Origin of the sequence: Ammoniphilus sp. YIM 78166, from assembly GCF_004522215.1 — a bacterium.
Lineage (GTDB): Bacteria > Bacillota > Bacilli > Aneurinibacillales > RAOX-1 > YIM-78166.
Window position 1 is genome coordinate 28,993 of record NZ_SDLR01000007.1, and the last position, 16,471, is coordinate 45,463.

Sequence of the window (16,471 nt, forward strand, 5' to 3'; positions counted from 1 at the left end):
GAGGCGACGACGGAATGAGTACAATTCGTGTAGGATTGCTTGGGTTAGGAACGGTGGGAACTGGGGTTGTCAAAACGCTGAGGATTCAAGAACATAAATTGTCTGAAAGGCTTGGCAAGAAAGTTGAGATTGTGAAGGTACTTGTGAAAAATCTTTCTAAAGAAAGAGCAGTTGACCTGCACTCTAGTCTGCTCACGACTAGCTTTGATGAGGTGCTAGAGGCAAAAGTAGACGTGATCGTGGAGGTCATGGGTGGGGTGGAGCCGACATTTGATTACATACAACAGGCATTCCACCAGGGCTGTCACGTGGTCACGGCTAATAAAGAACTGTTGGCCAAACGTGGAGAAGAGCTTATTCAAGCTGCGAATCGCCACGGCGTTCACTTGTTCTATGAGGCTAGTGTGGCTGGAGGGATCCCAGTTATCAGTGTGCTGCGAAACTTTTTGCGTACAAATGACGTGACTCGAATCCAAGGAATTCTCAACGGAACCACAAACTATATTCTGACCCAAATGGAGCAGCACGGCAGCTCTTATAAAGACGTATTAAAGGAGGCGCAGGCACTAGGGTACGCCGAAGCAGACCCAACTTCCGATGTGGAAGGGTATGATGCCCTTTATAAGTTGTTGATCCTGTCTCAGTTGGTCTTTGGAAGGGCTCCTCAACCAGAGGATGTTGTGCGAGAAGGGATTAGCGGAATTACGCTTGAGGATCTACGCTTGGCGCGGGAATTCGGGTATCGCTTCAAACTAATTGCCCAGGCTAAGGTGGAGAATGGATGTCTTCAGCTATCTGTTCGTCCAACTCTACTATCGTTGAACCATCAACTGGCTCAGGTCCAAGATGCCTTTAATGCAGTGCAGATTACAGCAAATATCGTTGGAGACCTGCTGTTCACGGGTAAAGGGGCTGGAGAGTTTCCTACCGCGAGTGCCGTTGTAGAGGATCTAGCTTATCTGTTATCGCAGCCTTTCCAAGCCCAAACAGAGTGGGCGAGGCAGTTTGAAGAAAAGGTGGCCGACGGAAGCAGTTCAGCTTTTTTTGTCTCGTATCCTGTTGAACAAGAAGCAATGATCCAACAGTGGATCGCTCAAGAGGGAATCGTTGTGTACAATCAAAGGGTGCTTGAATCGGGGCGGGCAGCGGTGATTGTTGGAGGCGATCCTAACCAGCTCCCAGGCAGCTTTACCGTATACTCTACCCAGCTTAGCGAAGAAACAAAAAAGAAGCTCGAATACGTCGTCTCAGCTTCTTAGACTTGTAAAAACATCTTTTATCATCAATAATGGTATGAAAAAAAGAAAAGGATGAGAGTATGGAGCATCTTCTTAATAAAAGAGTCCAGGACATTCAGATATCCGGTATCCGCAAATTCTCCAATATGGTCGCTAACTATCCGAATGCCATTTCGCTAACGATTGGTCAGCCTGACTTTTCAACGCCAGAGCATATTAAGGAAGCAGGGAAGCGGGCCATCGATGGCAATAAGACGACCTATACGCATAATGCTGGATTAATCGAGCTGCGCCGCGCCGCTAGCCATTTTATGGAACACCAATATGGGTTGTCTTATGATCCTGATACGGAAATCATCACGACAAACGGGGCAAGTGAAGCGATTGACATTGCGTTTCGCACGATCCTTGACGAGGGTTCCGAAGTTATTCTTCCAGGTCCCGTTTATCCAGGGTATGAACCGATCATTAAGCTTTGTGGTGCCATTCCGGTTTATGTCGACACGCGAGAAACGGACTTTAAGATGACGGCCGAAATGATTCGCAACAGCCTAACCGAGAAGACGCGCTGCGTGATTCTTCCGTATCCTTCTAATCCTACAGGCTGTGTGCTGGACCGGGAGTCGATCGAAGAAATTGCTGAGGTGTTAAAGGATCGTGAGGTCTTTGTCTTATCGGATGAGATCTACAGTGAATTGCTTTACGGAGTATCCCATGTATCCATTGCGTCCATACCATCATTAAGAGAGAAGACCATCGTGATCAATGGATTATCCAAATCGCATTCAATGACCGGCTGGCGAATTGGATTCACCTTTGCTCCGGCTTATATTACTCAGCAAATGCTAAAGGTCCACCAATACAACGCGACCTGTGCCAGCACGATCAGCCAGCATGCGGCAGTGGAAGCCCTGACTAATGGCATACACGATGCGGACGAAATGAAAGAGGCTTATAAGACCCGCTTGGATTATGTGTATGAACGCTTAGTTGCCATGGGGCTTGACGTAGTGAAGCCGGAAGGAGCTTTTTACATATTCCCTTCTGTTGCCAAGTTTGGCTTAACCTCCTTTGAATTTGCCACACAATTGCTAGAAAAAGGTGGCGTAGCGCTGGTACCGGGGTCAGCGTTCTCTGAGTATGGAGAGGGTTATGTAAGATTGTCTTATGCTTACTCCATGGAAGTGTTGGAAGAGGGATTGGATCGATTGGAGAAGTTTATAAAAGCACTTGCCTAGGGGCAAGTGCTTTTTTGTAGCCTCGACTTCGCTTCGAGGTGGATTTAAGTGAATTAGGGCTGCTATGATGTGTTCATTTGGGCTGGCGATCGATTTGGGAATAGGTGGGCTTTTTCTACTTATAGCAACCGCCCAAAAGCGTCAAGGTATCGCCCAATCCCAAGGGAGAAGCGCCCAAATCCAGCTAGGTACCGCCCAATCACGGCTCAACCGCCCAAAAGTGCCAAGGTATCGCCCAATCCCAATGGGGAAGCGCCCAAATCCAGCTGGATACCGCCCAATCTTGGAGCAACCGCCCAAAAGTGCCAGGGTATCGCCCAATCCCAGTAGTGAAGCGCCCAAATTCAGCTGGATACCGCCCAATCTTGGAGCAACCGCCCAAAAGTGCCAAGGTATCGCCCAATCCCAAGGGAGAAGCGCCCAAATCCAGCCGGGTACCGCCCAATCGTCAATCCCCCGCCCAATCCCCACCCTCGCCTTAATTCCCCACATACCTCGCATACAGTGATTTCGCCGCGGTAATATCGTCTGTGCCCTGCACGAGCACCCGTCCATCCTTGAAAAATACAAGGGTGGTTTTTTCGTCTACCTGAAACCTCAACAGAAACGGGTTCTGACTCACCGCTCCTACAGCCTCTAATCGTTCAGCCAAGGCCCCCAGATCAACCGATCGCGGCTCCCGCGGTACAACCTGAACCGTATCTCTTCCACAAAGGGAGCTAAAGTCTTCACCGCTTTCCGTTAGTGGATTTAAAAATTCAAAGTGGCCTTGTCCACATGCTGGGCATTTTTCATGGCGCCCTCTGCTGATGTTCATCTGCATGTGCTGGTTATCCCACAGTTCAAATTGCTCCAGGTTTGGATTGAAATGATCCGTAGCTCCAGTTAATATTTTCATCGCCTCCACAGCTTGGTAAGACGCAACGATATGAATAATGGGGCCAATAACTCCCGTCGTATCACAGGTTTCTCCTCGTCCGCTCGGAGGCTGGGGGAAAAGGCAGCGATAGCAGGGCGTTTCATGCGGGCGTATCGCGGTAAACATGCCTTTGGAGCTGACAGCGCCTCCATAAACCCAAGGTATCCGATGTTTCACGGCAACATCGTTAATCAGGTAACGAACGGTGAAGTTATCCGTCCCATCCAAGATCAAGTCGACATCAGTAAGTAAAGCTTCTGCATTCCCTGCATTCACATCAGCAATTACAGGCTCAATCTCAACCAGCGAGTTGATTTTCTTCAATTTGGAAGCGGCTGCTGCCGCCTTGGGCAAATGTTGTCTGGCATCGTCTTCATCATAGAGCATTTGTCTTTGTAGATTGCTTTCCTCCACAAAATCTCGATCAATAATGCGAACAAAACCAACCCCGGCGCGAACCATGTGATTGGCTAACACGGTTCCGAGAGCTCCCATGCCAACCACAGCCACTCGGCTATTAATCAGTTTTTCTTGCCCGGAACGTCCAATCGGTCGAAACAACAACTGTCTTGAATATCGGCTCGGTAACTGTTCCATAGATCCACCTCTCCTCTTTCTTTCTATTTAACGTAAGGGATACGCTTAATAATTGCAATTATCTTCTAAAATGAAGGAATTCGCAAAGGTCTGTCGAATAAAAATTGGTAAAGCAATCGCTTACAATGTTTGCTATTCAAACAAAGGGAGGGGTAAAGAATGAATCTAGGTGGATTTAAAAACCGGGAGATTTATGTGGATTTATCTGTTGGACAAGTGAGTTATCGCCCCCTAAACGAAGAACTAGTCACCAAGTATATCGGAGGTCGCGGATTAGGGGTTAAGTATGTATTGGATAACGGTCCAGAGGTCGACCCTCTATCAGAAGACAATATTCTCTGTATGATGACCGGACCGGTTACAGGCTCTAGATCGACCATGAGCGGACGTCTTTGTATGGTGACGAAGTCTCCATTAACCGGAACCGTAACGGACTCCCACATGGGAGGATGGTCTGCTGCTCGCTTAAAGTGGGCGGGAGTCGACAATGTCATTTTCAAGGGAAAGAGTGACAAGCCTGTTTATTTATATATCGAAAATGGTGAAGCGGAACTTCGCGATGCGAGTGAGCTTTGGGGACAAGGAACCCGTGCAACTGTGAAAGCCCTGCAAGACCGCTATGGCAAAGAAGACTTAAGCGTGATCTGTATCGGTCAAGCGGGAGAGAACCAGGTTCTTTACGCTGGCTTTATCAATGAGCATGACCGTGCTGCGGGTCGTGGAGGCACGGGAGCTGTGGCTGGATCCAAGAACCTGAAGGCTATCGTGATTAAAGCCGCCCAAAAAGGCAATATGCCACAGCCGGCTCAAGCGGATGAATACAAGGCAGCGAACCAGAAGGCCCTGAAGGCCGTGATGGAAGGCGGTTTAACTGCTCCGAAGAAGGGCGGATTATCCGTTTACGGAACCAACGTGTTAACGAGTATCATTAATGAAGTTGGGGCTCTTCCTACAAAAAACTCCCAATTCTCCCATTTCGAAGGGGCAGAAGGACACAGCGGAGAAACGGTTAATGCAACGCTTCTCGTTGCAGACAATACCTGTCACGCCTGTCCTGTAGCTTGTAAGAAGGAAGTGGAGGTTAAGGAAGGCAAGTATAAGACAAGAGTAGAGAGCTTCGAATACGAATCGGCTTGGGCCTTGGGGGCCAACTGCGGATTGAGCAATGCCGAGCCGATTGCCTATATGATTGACCAATGCAACGAGTATGGCATGGATACGATTGAGCTAGGTAACGCCCTTTCCTGTGCCATGGAAGCCTATGAGAAGGGACTCATTGAAGAGAAGATTGATTGGGGCGATGCGGACCGCATGATCCAGCTAGCTGAAGATATCGCTTTCCGTAGAGGCTTTGGAGCGATTCTTGCTGACGGACCTACCCGTGCAGCCGTTCAATTCGGTGAACCAGGGTTAGCTATGGCAGTAAAAGGCCAATCGATTCCGGCATACGACCCCCGTGGAATTCAGGGTATTGGGCTAGGTTATGCGACAAGTAACCGTGGAGCCTGCCACTTGCGCGGGTATACCGTAGCGAGTGAGATTGCAGGGATTCCTGAGCCGACGGATCGTTTGAAGCCAGAAGGAAAGGGAGAACTGCTTAAGATTTTCCAAGACCTTCTTTCTTTCTCCGACTCTATGAATATTTGCAAGTTCTCTTCCTTCTCCGAGAACGCGGACAACTATGCGGAGCAATATGCAACCATGACAGGGATTGCGTTTACTGCGGATGATGTCATGAAGGCGGGAGAGCGCATCTATAACTTAGAGCGCCACTATAATAACCTGGCTGGCTTTAACAAGCGTGAAGATGACTTCCTGCCGAAGCGATTCACGGAAGAAGTCGCGACTGGAAACAGTGCAGGCCATATCAGCCGAATGGATATTATGTTGGATGAATACTATCAAGTTCGCGGATGGGAAGATGGAGTGGTTCCAGAAGCGAAACTCAAAGAGCTTGGCATTCTGTAAGTAATGAGAAAAAGGTGGGACCATGGGTCCCACCTTTTTCTACCGCATAGGAAAGTCTATGTTCTTTTAAGAATAAAGTAAACTCTTACTTTTTAAGGCGGTCTGGCTTTTCTATCCTCCTGCACGCATGGTTTTCTTTCGATATTGGATCAGGAGGTCATCGAGCTGTTCTTGCGTGGGAGCCATAAAGCGGATATGAACGCCATTGATCACGAAGGTAGATGTAATGCGGACTTCTTCCTCGCGCAAAACCTCCGCTGTCCAATAAGGACCCTCAAATCGGAAGGGGAACTCGTCGTTGAGCCTCTTGCCTCCAATCTCTTCTAAGTACTCCAAGAGGTAGTGGAGTACAATCCCGCGGAACTCTAAGGTAATTTCGCTCATTCTTATCCTCCTGCAACCGGAGGGAAGAGAGCGAACTGATCGGTTGATTTGACTTTGGTTTGAAGGCCGTCTTCATGAATAATGTTTCTTCCATTCAGGAAAACGTGTACAAAAGGTTTCAAGGTGCGTTCTTCGGTAAATACTTCCTCTTCAAAAGCAGGATAGAGCTGAATTAGATTTTCTAGAATTTCGATGACCGTATCGCCCTCTTGGCTTGGGACTTCAACGGTCTTGTCACGGACGATTTCTCGGAAGTTCGCGAACACTTTTACGATCATCTCTTAACGTCTCCTTTTTTAGTCTATTATAATAGAAAATAAGAGAATCAGGGGAGGAATCTGTGATAAAATGTAAGATAATAATCTCAACGGCTGGAGGCACACATGAAATTCTTTAATGTAAAGACCGTTCAAGAGACGCTGTCCATTATTCGCGAGTACTACAAGCCGTTTCGCAAGCCTGTTCTCGTTTCCTTACAGGACTCGCTGGGAAGAGTGCTCGCTGAGGATGTATACTCCACTGAAAACGTACCACCGTTTGCTCGTTCAACCGTGGACGGTTTTGCCGTCCTTGCAAGGGATACATATGGAGCTTCTGACTCTCTTCCCGCTTTTTTGGACGTTACCGGGAGAATTGAAATGGGTAAAGCAGCGGATCTCCCTTTGTATGAAGGCCAAGCCCAGTATATTCCCACGGGGGGGATGCTCCCTCCGGGAGCAGATAGCATTGTCATGATAGAGCATGTAGAAGAGCTTGGCAACAATCTATTAAATGTATATAAACAGGTAGCGCCTGGTGAAAACATCGTGCAAGCTGGTGACGATGTACGCGAGGGAGAGCTTGTCATGAAGGCTGGAAGAAGACTGAGGCCCCAGGATCTAGGGGTTTTGTCTTCCATTGGCCAAACCGAGGTCAAGGTATTTCCTCGCCCTGTGGTCGGGATTCTGTCTACAGGAGATGAAATTGTTCCTCCTGAGAAGAAAGCGCTGTCTCCTGGTGAGGTGCGTGATATTAATGGAGTTACCATTGGGGCCGCCGCGGGGGAATATGGGGCCGAAGTGATTTATGCGGGAATTGTTCGCGATGACTATGAGGAGTTTTTGCAGCGGGCAAAGGAGCTTTTTGAGCAAGTTGACTTTATGCTCCTATCCGGTGGAAGCTCAGTAGGAACCCGTGATTTTACCGTTCAAGTGCTGGCCGCTTTAGGGGATCCAGGGGTTTTGGTTCATGGGGTTTCGATTAAGCCAGGCAAGCCTACCATTCTTGCAAAAGCGGGGGAAAAGCCGATTATGGGACTGCCTGGCCACCCGGCTTCGGCAATGGTTATCTTCGATTTATTCGGCATCCCTATCCTAGAACAGATTGAGGGAGTGGTTCAGGAGCTTCCGGATACCCGACTCGATGCTAGAATCTCACGTAATATCCCATCGGCCGTGGGCCGTTCCGACTATGTTCGCGTTCGATTAGAAGAAAGAGGCCATGAGCTGTGGGCCGTACCGGTTTTCGGAAAGTCAGGCCTCATCTCTACGATGGCCGACAGTCATGGGATTGTTGAGATTGCGGCGAATAAAGAAGGCATTCTAGAAGGACAAATGGTTAAAGTCAAGCTATTCAGCTAACAGCAGGGGGAGAAAACCATGCGCAAGATCTACTTAGAAGATACACCGCTTCATGAGGCTCAGCGTGACATTCTTCATAGAGCGATGTTTGAAAAAAAGATAGAATGGATTCCAACTCAAAAAGCATTAGGCCGTGTCACCGCCCAAGCGGTTTATGCTAAAGTATCCATGCCGAACTACCATGCCTCCGCGATGGACGGGGTCGCGGTCAAAGCGGAAAAAACCTACAAAGCCAACGAGCTGAATCCTGTCCAGCTGGTCCGTGAACAGGATTATGTCATTGTCGATACCGGCGATCCGATCCCTCCTGGTTTTGACGCGGTGATTATGATTGAAAATATCCATCAAATTGATGCAGATACGATAGAAATTCTAGATGCAGCTGCACCATGGCAGCATATTCGACCGATCGGAGAAGATGTGGTGGTCGGAGAAATGATCGTTCCGGCTCATCACAAGCTGCGTGCCGTTGACCTAGGGGCCTTGCTTGCCGGAGGGAATGTGAAGCTTCCTGTAATGGCGAAGCCGAAAGTAGCCGTGATTCCAACAGGAACGGAGCTTATCCCTCCTTCTGAAGAGGTTCAGCTAGGGGAGATCATCGAATTTAACGGAACAGTTTTTAGTGCGTACTTAGAGGAATGGGGAGCTGAACCGATTTATCGAGGCATCGTAAAAGATGATTATGAACAGATCAAAGAAGCGGTAAAAGAGGCGGTAAAAGAATCCGATATCGTGCTGCTGAACGCGGGATCCTCCGCAGGAACCGAAGATTTTACCTACCATGTCGTGGCGGAGCTTGGAGAAGTGCTCACGCATGGAGTGGCTACAAGACCAGGCAAGCCGGTCGTGATCGGTTTAGTTGAAGGTACACCTGTCATCGGGCTACCAGGCTATCCCGTTTCCGCTTACCTCAACCTGGAGTGGTTTGCCCGTCCGCTTGTGCACCACTACTATGGCTTGATGGAAATTGAACGTCCTAAGCTTAAAGTAAAAATGGGGAGACGCGTCGTATCCGTCATGGGCGCCGAGGATTTTGTACGGATGACGATCGGCTGCATTGACGGTCAGTATGTAGCCAATCCTTTGACTCGCGCTGCGGGCGTGACGATGTCGATGGTTCGGGCTGATGGACTGTTACGTATCCCTCCAGGTAATTTAGGCTATGAGCAAGGGGACATGGCTGAGATCGAGCTTTACCGACCGTTGGAGCAAATCAACCAAACTGTTGTGGTAACAGGCAGCCATGATCTTTCCGTTGACGTTTTACATTCTTTGCTCCGGGAGAAAAATGCGGGACAATTTTTGGTTTCTTCTCATGTGGGCAGCATGGGTGGTATAATGTCTATCCAAAAGGATGAAGCCCATATGGCCGGTGTCCACCTTTTTGATGAAGAGACGGGAACTTACAATGTTCCTTTTATAGATAAGTACTTGCAGGGGAAAGAAGCGATTCTCATCAACCTGGTTTACCGCCAGCAAGGTTGGATTGTACCCAAGGGCAACCCCCTCAATATCGACAGCGTATCGGATCTTGCCCGAGACGGCTTAACCTACATTAACCGGCAAAGAGGGGCTGGAACCAGATTGTTATTTGATCATCTCCTTAAGCAGGATGGCGTGAGCCGCCAGCAGATCTACGGGTATGACCGGGAAGCCATTTCCCATTTGAGCGTGGCTGCAGCGGTAGCCGGTGGAACGGCAGATGCCGGGCTTGGCATCTATTCGGCAGCGCAAGCGATGGATCTTGATTTTGTGCCGATCGCTGAAGAGCGCTATGATTTACTAATTAGCCGATCCTTTTATGAGAGCGAAGAAGGAAGGAAACTTCTTACCTTAATTCATTCTGCAGAATTTAAGGCCGAGGTAGAAGCGCTAGGCGGATACTCCTGTCGAGATACGGGCAAGGAGGTTTATCGAACTTTTTAATAGACGAATGGAGAGTGGGTGAATAGATGTCTGATCAAACCATGGATACATTAGGGCGTCCACTCCGTGACCTGCGCATTTCGGTAACAGACCGCTGTAATTTTCGTTGCCAATACTGCATGCCAGCGGAGATCTTCGGTCCTGATTTTAACTTTCTTCCTAAAGAGAAGCTGCTGAGCTTTGAAGAGCTGACGCGAGTGACCCGGATCTTTACCTCCCTAGGGGTACAGAAGATACGTATTACGGGCGGAGAGCCGCTGATGCGGGTGGACCTTCCTGTGCTCATCGAAATGCTGACCCAAGTGGAGGGCGTACAGGACATCGCCATGACGACCAATGGGTCCCTGCTGCGAAAGCATGCACTTGCGCTTAAGAAGGCGGGACTAAAGAGAGTAACGGTCAGTCTGGATAGTCTTGAAGATGAGCGATTTGGCAAGATGAACGGACGCGGAGTTAAAGTGGAAACCGTCTTGGATGGGATTGAAGCCGCAGCGGAAGCAGGACTCGGAATCAAAATTAATATGGTTGTTCAAAAAGGAGTCAATGACCAGGATATTCTTCCCATGGCTCGCTACTTCTATGAAAAAGGCCATACCCTCAGATTCATTGAATTCATGGATGTCGGTAATTCGAATGGCTGGAAGCTAGACCAGGTCGTTCCTAGCGCGGATATCGTAAGAATGATCCATAAAGAGCTTCCTCTGGAAGCTACCAATCCAAACTACTATGGCGAGACAGCTGCCCGCTATCGATATGTGGGCACGGACAAGGAAATTGGACTGATTTCCTCTGTTACCCAAGCTTTCTGCTCTACCTGCACCCGAGCACGGATCTCAGCTGAAGGGCGCATCTACACCTGTCTATTTGCCTCCGAAGGGCACGACTTGCGCCAGGTTGTCCGATCCGGAGCAAGCGACGAGGAAGTTGCCCGGTTTATTAGCGAAATCTGGTCGGTCCGTGGAGACCGCTATTCGGAAGAAAGACTAAAGAATACGAAAGGCTTGAACCGCAAAAAAGTAGAGATGTCCCATATTGGGGGGTAGCTGGCTCGGATAAGTGTGTGTCCCGCCTCATGGACAGCGACCCGCCCGGTACAGGTCACGAACTACTCTAAATGCAGCTTGATTCGGAGAAAATACCAAAGCCCCCTTACCGGGGGCTTCCTCTTTTTTAGAAAGGACTTTTGCCTATGATATGGCTTTTACTTTATATCCTAGTGATGAATCTGATCACCTATGTCCAGTTTGCTCAGGACAAGCGTCGGGCCCGCCAGAAGGAATGGAGGATCTCGGAAAAAAGACTCCTCACTCTCGCCTTTCTAGGGGGTTCCCTAGGCGCTTGGCGCGGGATGAAGGATTATTACCATAAGATCAATCAGCTCAAATTTAAAACGCTGGTTCCTCTTTCCATCCTTCTGCATGCAGCAGCGTTAGCCTACCTCTTTTTTGACTGGGGTACCCCCAACGACTACCTGCTGCTTCTCGCAGCTGTCGCGATTCATGGAATCCTGTTTTCTTTTTTAGCAAAAAACAGGAGATAACTAAATTTTTTTTAGTATCACTTAATAAAGGTCCGATGCATCATCATAATCATACCGGAACCCATCCTGAGGCAGTCCTCCGACATCGGCGGTGAGGGTGTCGGCTGCACCGGCTTTTCCTTGCAGTTTGGATAGCACTTCCTGGTAGGCAAGCACCGCTTGATAGTCTGCTTGATTGGCCATGGCTTCTTTGAGAGCTTCTTCGATGACGGCTAGATCATTGCTGTTCCATTGTGGCATGGGGCATTCCTCCTTTTAAGCCTTAGTATGGTCGCTGGTTATGGAAATATGCTCCATAGCTGGGAAGAGAGTGTACACCTTGACTTTGATGCCCCCCGTGTTATCATTAAAGATGGAATTGAATAGCTTCATCCCTAGGGGAGCTCTAAGAGCTGAGATGGAAGTGGACCTTCCAGACCCTTTGTACCTGATCTGGATAATTCCAGCGTAGGGAAGTGGATAGCTGATGGATCAAGAGTCATAAGCTAGCCGCTTTCTATTCGGAAAGTGGTTTTTTTGCATTTATCTACTATTAAAGGAGCATGTCGATGCCTGTACCTGAACTGCATTTGATAAGTAATGGGAAACTGTCATTACCCCAATTTGCCGATCTTGTTTCGGGCCTTCATCCACATGTGCAAGCGATTCATTTGAGGGAAAAGACGAAGACAGCCGCTGAATTATGGGCAGGCGTTATGGACCTGCTTTCAAGGGGGATACCTCCGAGTAAGATCTACATAAACGATCGGGCAGATGTGGCCTGGGCATCAGGCATTGGCGGGGTGCAACTGGCTTATCATAGCTTGGGTTCTGCCGAAACGAAACGTGCATTTCCAACATTGCGCGTTGGACGGTCCGTTCATTCCGTGGAGGAAGCGGTAGAGATGGAAGAGCGGGGGGCGGACTATCTGCTGTATGGTCATATCTTTCCGACCGGATCGAAGCCAGGGCTGGAAGCAAGGGGTCTTTGCGCTTTAGCTGAAGTAGCGCAAAGGGTCACGATTCCAGTGATCGCCATTGGGGGAATCGGACCTGAGCAGGTCGGGGCTGTACTTAAGGCTGGAGCTTCCGGGATTGCGGTCATGTCAGGCATTATTGATGCGATGGACCCGGTAAGCGTGACGAAACAATATAGGGAAGCGTTACTTCAGGGGGGAAACAAACATGGGATTGAACTATGATGTGGCCATTATCGGCGGTGGAGTAATCGGGGGATCCATTGCTTTTCAATTGGCTAAAAGGGGTAAGAAAGTCGTCGTATTGGAAAAGGGAAAGATTGCTGAGCAATCTTCCGGCGCTGCGGCAGGGATGCTGGCTGCCCAAGTGGAGATGGGGAGAGAAACGGGTCCTATGTTCCAGCTGGCGATTCAAAGTCGTGCCATGTTTCCTCAGCTTGCTGAGGAGCTCAGAGAGCGTTCGGGTGTAGATATTAGCCTGATCAATAAGGGGATGCTAAGGATCGCGACCACGCAAGAGGATGTGCAAGAGCTGAAGGAAGTAATGGCTTGCCAGCGTCAAGCCGGCCACTTTGCGGACTGGCTGACGGGGGACGAAGTGCGAAAGACCGAGCCCGCTTTATCCGATGCGATCCTTGGAGCTATGTACATCGAGCACGATGGGCATGTGCTGGCACCGGAGCTCGCCATAGCTTTCCATAAGTCAGCGGCGCAGCTTGGGACAGAGATTCGGGAGTTTGCCGAGGTCAAATCTCTGCTTATCGAGCAAGGCAGAGTCAAGGGCGTTGTCACGCATGAGGAGACCATCCGCTGTGAGCAAGTGATTGTGGCTACCGGGGCCTGGAGCGGACAATTTATGGAACAGGTAAACATGCACTTGCCGGTTTACCCGGTAAAAGGGGAATGCTTTTCTGTCATCACCCATCGCCCGTTACTGCAATCGACCGTTTTCTCCCATGGCTGCTACTTAGTGCCGAAGCGCGGGGGAAGATTGATTGTAGGGGCAACGGTAAAGGAACATACCTTTGACCGCAAGGTGACGATTGAAGGGGTGTCTGCCTTGATGGAGAGAGCCAAGCGACTTTTGCCAGGCATTGCCCATGCGGAATTTGAGAAGGCTTGGGCGGGGGTAAGGCCGCAGACTGAAGATGGTCTTCCTTTTCTGGGTGAACATCCGGAGCACAGAGGACTTTACTTAGCTACAGGGCACTTCCGCAATGGAATTCTATTAAGTCCGTTGACGGGGGTATTGATAGCAGATTTAATAGAAGGAAAAGAAATCCTAGATTTAAATATTAGACCTTTTCAGGTATCAAGAAACGTTACAGTATAGAAGGGAGGTTAGCCAGGTTGAACCTTCATATTAATGGCGAAGCGACTCAGGTGCCAGCAACCGTATCTACGGTGACGGATTTGTTGCATCATTTTGGGCTGGAGAATAAAGTGGTGATCATTGAAGTGAATGCCAACATCCTTCAAAAGGATGAGCATGCCCGCACGCAGTTAAGCGCGGGAGATAGAGTAGAGATTGTACATTTCGTAGGAGGCGGATAAATATGTTGAAAATTGGACCTTATGAGTTTAACTCCAGACTTTTGCTAGGAACAGGAAAATTCCCGAACTTCGAGATTCAAAAGGAAGCTGTAGAGGTATCCCAATCGGAAATCCTCACCTTTGCCGTTCGTCGCATGAATATCTATGAAGCCAGTCAGCCAAACTTTTTAGAAATGCTAGATGTAAGGAAGTATACGCTGCTTCCGAACACAGCGGGTGCAGCGACAGCAGAAGAAGCTGTGCGTATTGCTCGTTTAGCCAAGGCGTCAGGTCTATGCGACATGATTAAAGTAGAAGTGATCGGTTGCCCCAAGACCTTGCTGCCAGATCCAGTAGAAACGCTGAAAGCTTCGGAAATTCTATTAAATGAAGGGTTTATTGTGCTTCCTTATACATCTGATGATGTTTTGCTAGCGAAGAGATTGCAAGAGTTGGGCGTGCATGCGGTAATGCCGGGTGCTTCCCCGATCGGGTCCGGCCAAGGGATCATTAACCCGCTGAACCTCAGCTTCATTATTGAGCAAGCGACGGTTCCGGTCATTGTGGATGCGGGAATTGGGACTCCTTCCGATGCAGCTATCGCCATGGAAATGGGAGCAGATGGTGTCCTATTGAATACAGCCGTTTCCGGTGCAAAAGACCCTGTGAAGATGGCATTGGCCATGAGAATGGGGATTGAAGCGGGGCGTTTGGGCTATGAGGCGGGACGCATTGCGAAGAAGCGCTATGCGACAGCAAGCAGCCCGGTTGAAGGGATGAGCAAGGTGTGAGCGATCGATACTCCAGGCAAGAATTGTTCCCCTCGATAGGAAAAGCAGGTCAGGAAAAATTAGGCCAGAAGCATGCACTAGTGATCGGAGCCGGAGCACTGGGAACAGGGAACGCGGAGGCACTGGTTCGCTCTGGGGTTGGGAAAGTTACGATTGTCGACCGGGACTATGTGGAGTGGAGCAACTTGCAGCGCCAGCAGCTCTACACCGAAGCGGATGCGAGAGATCGTATCCCCAAGGCCATTGCAGCGGAAAACCGCTTGAAAAGCATCAACTCCGAAGTGGAGATCCGGGCCATCGTTGCCGATGTGACGACGGAGGAAATTCACTCCTTAGTTGAAGGGGTCGACCTGATCTTAGATTCCACGGATAACTTTGATATCCGGCTCCTGATCAACGATGCCTCACAAAAATACCAGATTCCATGGATCTATGGTGCATGCGTGGGAAGCTATGGTTTGACGTATACGGTGATCCCGGGGAAAACCCCTTGCTTGAGCTGCTTGCTGGAGTCGGTTCCGTTAGGAGGGGCGACTTGTGACACCGTTGGGATTATCAGTCCTGCGGTTCAGATGGTAGTGTCTTACCAAATTGCGGAGGCCCTCAAGATCTTAGTGGAGGATACCGATGCTCTGCGAGGGACGTTGCTTTCCTTTGACTTATGGAAAAATCAACATGCCTCCATACGCGTGGATCGGGTGAAAAAAGAAGGCTGTCCGTCTTGCGGCACGCATCCGACACATCCGTATCTTGATGCATCGAATCATACGAAAACGGCCGTTCTGTGCGGAAGAGAAACAGTTCAAATTCGCCCGGTAAGTCGCTTTAGCCGTAATCTTACGGAACTGGCGGAGTCTCTGGCTGCGCACGGCAAAGTAGAGATGAATCCCTACCTCGTTTCGCTTACCATTGGTTCGCATCGATTGGCGATCTTTCAAGATGGCCGAGTTCTCGTCCATGGAACAAAAGATATTACGGAAGCAAAAAGCCTCTACCATCGCTTTTTAGGATAAGATAAAATAGAAGGAACTACCAATAGGAAAGGGGACCTGAGTATGATCGAACAGATTAAATCCGTTTACCGAAATCGGGTACCGCATATTTTGGGCCATGAGAGTGTGTCCAAAGCAGCCGTAATGGTTCCCTTAATCCAAGATGAAAAGGGTCTTTCTGTTTTATTTCAAGTGAGAGGTCATCAGTTGCGACGTCAGCCAGGAGAAATTTGTTTTCCTGGTGGCAGGCTAGAGCCCAATGATCTTACAGAAGAATCGGCCGCCGTGCGAGAGACCTGCGAAGAGCTGGGCATCCATGCCAATGACATGGATATTATTGCACCGTTGGATATCTTCGTTACCACTCATACGATTATTTATCCTTATCTGTGCCAATTAAAGGATGGCACAATGCTTCATCCGGATCCGGAAGAGGTAGCCGAAGTCTTCACCGTACCGGTGGAATTTCTGTTGAATTATGAACCGGAGCTCTACTATGTGCCGCTGGAGATGAAGCCTCCCGAAGACTTCCCTTTCGAGCTGATTCCCAATGGGAAGTCCTACAGGTGGAGAAGAGCGAAGATTGCCGAGTATTTTTACCGTTATGATGACAAAGTGATCTGGGGAATGACCGCGCGGATTCTGCACGACTTCCTCCAGAGAATGAAGGTATAACCGAAAGGGCAAGCCCGTGCGATACGGGTTTGCCCTTTTTCCTAAGCTTGGATAATCTCCCTCTTTTTTAAGCATACTACAAGAAAGTTGTGCCT

The 16,471-nt window shown here is 49.2% G+C and carries 18 protein-coding genes and 1 riboswitch; of the genes, 13 read left to right on the forward strand and 5 right to left on the reverse strand.

The features are described 5' to 3' along the window. Positions 1 to 14 precede the first annotated feature (14 nt). Together EIZ58_RS26090 and EIZ58_RS26095 are read left to right on the forward strand one after the other, a co-directional pair. Positions 15 to 1,259 carry a homoserine dehydrogenase gene (locus EIZ58_RS26090; RefSeq protein ID WP_134703915.1) on the forward strand — a complete coding sequence of 415 codons (1,245 nt, stop codon included), beginning with the start codon at positions 15 to 17 and terminating at the stop codon, positions 1,257 to 1,259. Positions 1,260 to 1,318: 59 nt separating this feature from the next. After that, positions 1,319 to 2,476 (forward strand): aminotransferase A, encoded by a 1,158-nt coding sequence (locus EIZ58_RS26095; RefSeq protein WP_134703916.1) that lies wholly within the window; start codon positions 1,319 to 1,321, stop codon positions 2,474 to 2,476. A gap of 141 nt (positions 2,477 to 2,617) precedes the next feature. Here EIZ58_RS26095 and EIZ58_RS26100 read toward each other — a convergent pair whose 3' ends face one another. Then, positions 2,618 to 2,977, reverse strand: coding sequence for a hypothetical protein (locus tag EIZ58_RS26100; RefSeq protein ID WP_134703917.1), 360 nt, complete (start codon positions 2,975 to 2,977; stop codon positions 2,618 to 2,620). Continuing rightward, complete coding sequence (locus EIZ58_RS26105; protein WP_134703918.1) at positions 2,955 to 3,992, reverse strand: ThiF family adenylyltransferase; 1,038 nt, start codon at positions 3,990 to 3,992, stop codon at positions 2,955 to 2,957. Before EIZ58_RS26105 ends, EIZ58_RS26100 begins: the two co-directional genes overlap by 23 nt. A 159-nt stretch (positions 3,993 to 4,151) precedes the next feature. Between EIZ58_RS26105 and EIZ58_RS26110 the strand changes: the two genes are divergently transcribed. Continuing rightward, positions 4,152 to 5,960, forward strand: a complete 1,809-nt coding sequence (locus EIZ58_RS26110) for an aldehyde ferredoxin oxidoreductase family protein (protein ID WP_134703919.1) — start codon at positions 4,152 to 4,154, stop codon at positions 5,958 to 5,960. 111 nt (positions 5,961 to 6,071) lie between these two features. Here the strand turns inward: EIZ58_RS26110 and EIZ58_RS26115 are convergent, their stop codons facing one another. Both EIZ58_RS26115 and EIZ58_RS26120 read right to left on the reverse strand, forming a co-directional pair. Beyond that, positions 6,072 to 6,344, reverse strand: a complete 273-nt coding sequence (locus tag EIZ58_RS26115; RefSeq protein ID WP_134703920.1) for a MoaD-like domain-containing protein — start codon at positions 6,342 to 6,344, stop codon at positions 6,072 to 6,074. A gap of 2 nt (positions 6,345 to 6,346) precedes the next feature. Continuing rightward, positions 6,347 to 6,622: a ubiquitin-like small modifier protein 1 gene (locus tag EIZ58_RS26120; protein ID WP_134703921.1), complete on the reverse strand. Its 276-nt coding sequence runs from the start codon at positions 6,620 to 6,622 to the stop codon at positions 6,347 to 6,349. 105 nt (positions 6,623 to 6,727) lie between these two features. Between EIZ58_RS26120 and EIZ58_RS26125 the strand changes: the two genes are divergently transcribed. The 4 genes from EIZ58_RS26125 (at position 6,728) to EIZ58_RS26140 (ending at position 11,429) form a co-directional block, all read left to right on the forward strand. After that, positions 6,728 to 7,963: a molybdopterin molybdotransferase MoeA gene (locus EIZ58_RS26125; RefSeq protein WP_134703922.1), complete on the forward strand. Its 1,236-nt coding sequence runs from the start codon at positions 6,728 to 6,730 to the stop codon at positions 7,961 to 7,963. A gap of 18 nt (positions 7,964 to 7,981) precedes the next feature. Continuing rightward, on the forward strand, positions 7,982 to 9,889 hold the full coding sequence (locus tag EIZ58_RS26130; RefSeq protein ID WP_134703923.1) for a molybdopterin biosynthesis protein: 1,908 nt from the start codon (positions 7,982 to 7,984) through the stop codon (positions 9,887 to 9,889). Positions 9,890 to 9,915: 26 nt separating this feature from the next. Then, positions 9,916 to 10,932, forward strand: coding sequence for a GTP 3',8-cyclase MoaA (gene moaA / locus EIZ58_RS26135; RefSeq protein WP_134703924.1), 1,017 nt, complete (start codon positions 9,916 to 9,918; stop codon positions 10,930 to 10,932). Between the two features lie 146 nt (positions 10,933 to 11,078). After that, the gene (locus tag EIZ58_RS26140) at positions 11,079 to 11,429 is read left to right on the forward strand and encodes a DUF1294 domain-containing protein (RefSeq protein ID WP_134703925.1); all 351 of its coding nucleotides are present in this window, start codon (positions 11,079 to 11,081) and stop codon (positions 11,427 to 11,429) included. 21 nt (positions 11,430 to 11,450) lie between these two features. On the opposite strand, the gene EIZ58_RS26145 is transcribed toward EIZ58_RS26140, so the two are convergent. After that, complete coding sequence (locus tag EIZ58_RS26145; protein WP_134703926.1) at positions 11,451 to 11,669, reverse strand: hypothetical protein; 219 nt, start codon at positions 11,667 to 11,669, stop codon at positions 11,451 to 11,453. Between the two features lie 126 nt (positions 11,670 to 11,795). After that, positions 11,796 to 11,900: riboswitch (TPP riboswitch) on the forward strand. A 77-nt stretch (positions 11,901 to 11,977) separates the two neighbouring features. Between EIZ58_RS26145 and EIZ58_RS26150 the strand changes: the two genes are divergently transcribed. The 6 genes from EIZ58_RS26150 to EIZ58_RS26175 are packed head-to-tail and all read left to right on the forward strand — an operon-like array spanning position 11,978 to position 16,376. Continuing rightward, positions 11,978 to 12,610, forward strand: coding sequence for a thiamine phosphate synthase (locus EIZ58_RS26150; RefSeq protein ID WP_134703927.1), 633 nt, complete (start codon positions 11,978 to 11,980; stop codon positions 12,608 to 12,610). Beyond that, entirely contained in the window at positions 12,594 to 13,718 is a 1,125-nt protein-coding gene (thiO, locus tag EIZ58_RS26155; RefSeq protein ID WP_134703928.1) for a glycine oxidase ThiO, read from the forward strand. The genes EIZ58_RS26150 and thiO overlap by 17 nt, the downstream gene beginning before the upstream one ends. Before the next feature lie 17 nt (positions 13,719 to 13,735). After that, positions 13,736 to 13,939, forward strand: a complete 204-nt coding sequence (thiS, locus tag EIZ58_RS26160; protein WP_134703929.1) for a sulfur carrier protein ThiS — start codon at positions 13,736 to 13,738, stop codon at positions 13,937 to 13,939. Positions 13,940 to 13,941: 2 nt separating this feature from the next. After that, the gene (locus EIZ58_RS26165; protein WP_134703930.1) at positions 13,942 to 14,709 is read left to right on the forward strand and encodes a thiazole synthase; all 768 of its coding nucleotides are present in this window, start codon (positions 13,942 to 13,944) and stop codon (positions 14,707 to 14,709) included. Beyond that, on the forward strand, positions 14,706 to 15,722 hold the full coding sequence (locus EIZ58_RS26170) for a thiazole biosynthesis adenylyltransferase ThiF (protein ID WP_134703931.1): 1,017 nt from the start codon (positions 14,706 to 14,708) through the stop codon (positions 15,720 to 15,722). The genes EIZ58_RS26165 and EIZ58_RS26170 overlap by 4 nt, the downstream gene beginning before the upstream one ends. Positions 15,723 to 15,764: 42 nt before the next feature. Then, positions 15,765 to 16,376 carry an NUDIX hydrolase gene (locus tag EIZ58_RS26175; RefSeq protein WP_134703932.1) on the forward strand — a complete coding sequence of 204 codons (612 nt, stop codon included), beginning with the start codon at positions 15,765 to 15,767 and terminating at the stop codon, positions 16,374 to 16,376. Positions 16,377 to 16,471: the final 95 nt, after the last annotated feature.

Coding starts and splice junctions, on each gene's coding strand:
- EIZ58_RS26090 (WP_134703915.1), top strand. CDS start 15: ATGAGTACAATTCGTGTAGGATTGCTTGGGTTAGGAACGGTGGGAACT.
- EIZ58_RS26095 (WP_134703916.1), top strand. CDS start 1,319: ATGGAGCATCTTCTTAATAAAAGAGTCCAGGACATTCAGATATCCGGT.
- EIZ58_RS26100 (WP_134703917.1), bottom strand. CDS start 2,977: ATGCGAGGTATGTGGGGAATTAAGGCGAGGGTGGGGATTGGGCGGGGG.
- EIZ58_RS26105 (WP_134703918.1), bottom strand. CDS start 3,992: ATGGAACAGTTACCGAGCCGATATTCAAGACAGTTGTTGTTTCGACCG.
- EIZ58_RS26110 (WP_134703919.1), top strand. CDS start 4,152: ATGAATCTAGGTGGATTTAAAAACCGGGAGATTTATGTGGATTTATCT.
- EIZ58_RS26115 (WP_134703920.1), bottom strand. CDS start 6,344: ATGAGCGAAATTACCTTAGAGTTCCGCGGGATTGTACTCCACTACCTC.
- EIZ58_RS26120 (WP_134703921.1), bottom strand. CDS start 6,622: ATGATCGTAAAAGTGTTCGCGAACTTCCGAGAAATCGTCCGTGACAAG.
- EIZ58_RS26125 (WP_134703922.1), top strand. CDS start 6,728: ATGAAATTCTTTAATGTAAAGACCGTTCAAGAGACGCTGTCCATTATT.
- EIZ58_RS26130 (WP_134703923.1), top strand. CDS start 7,982: ATGCGCAAGATCTACTTAGAAGATACACCGCTTCATGAGGCTCAGCGT.
- moaA (WP_134703924.1), top strand. CDS start 9,916: ATGTCTGATCAAACCATGGATACATTAGGGCGTCCACTCCGTGACCTG.
- EIZ58_RS26140 (WP_134703925.1), top strand. CDS start 11,079: ATGATATGGCTTTTACTTTATATCCTAGTGATGAATCTGATCACCTAT.
- EIZ58_RS26145 (WP_134703926.1), bottom strand. CDS start 11,669: ATGCCACAATGGAACAGCAATGATCTAGCCGTCATCGAAGAAGCTCTC.
- EIZ58_RS26150 (WP_134703927.1), top strand. CDS start 11,978: ATGCCTGTACCTGAACTGCATTTGATAAGTAATGGGAAACTGTCATTA.
- thiO (WP_134703928.1), top strand. CDS start 12,594: ATGGGATTGAACTATGATGTGGCCATTATCGGCGGTGGAGTAATCGGG.
- EIZ58_RS26165 (WP_134703930.1), top strand. CDS start 13,942: ATGTTGAAAATTGGACCTTATGAGTTTAACTCCAGACTTTTGCTAGGA.
- EIZ58_RS26175 (WP_134703932.1), top strand. CDS start 15,765: ATGATCGAACAGATTAAATCCGTTTACCGAAATCGGGTACCGCATATT.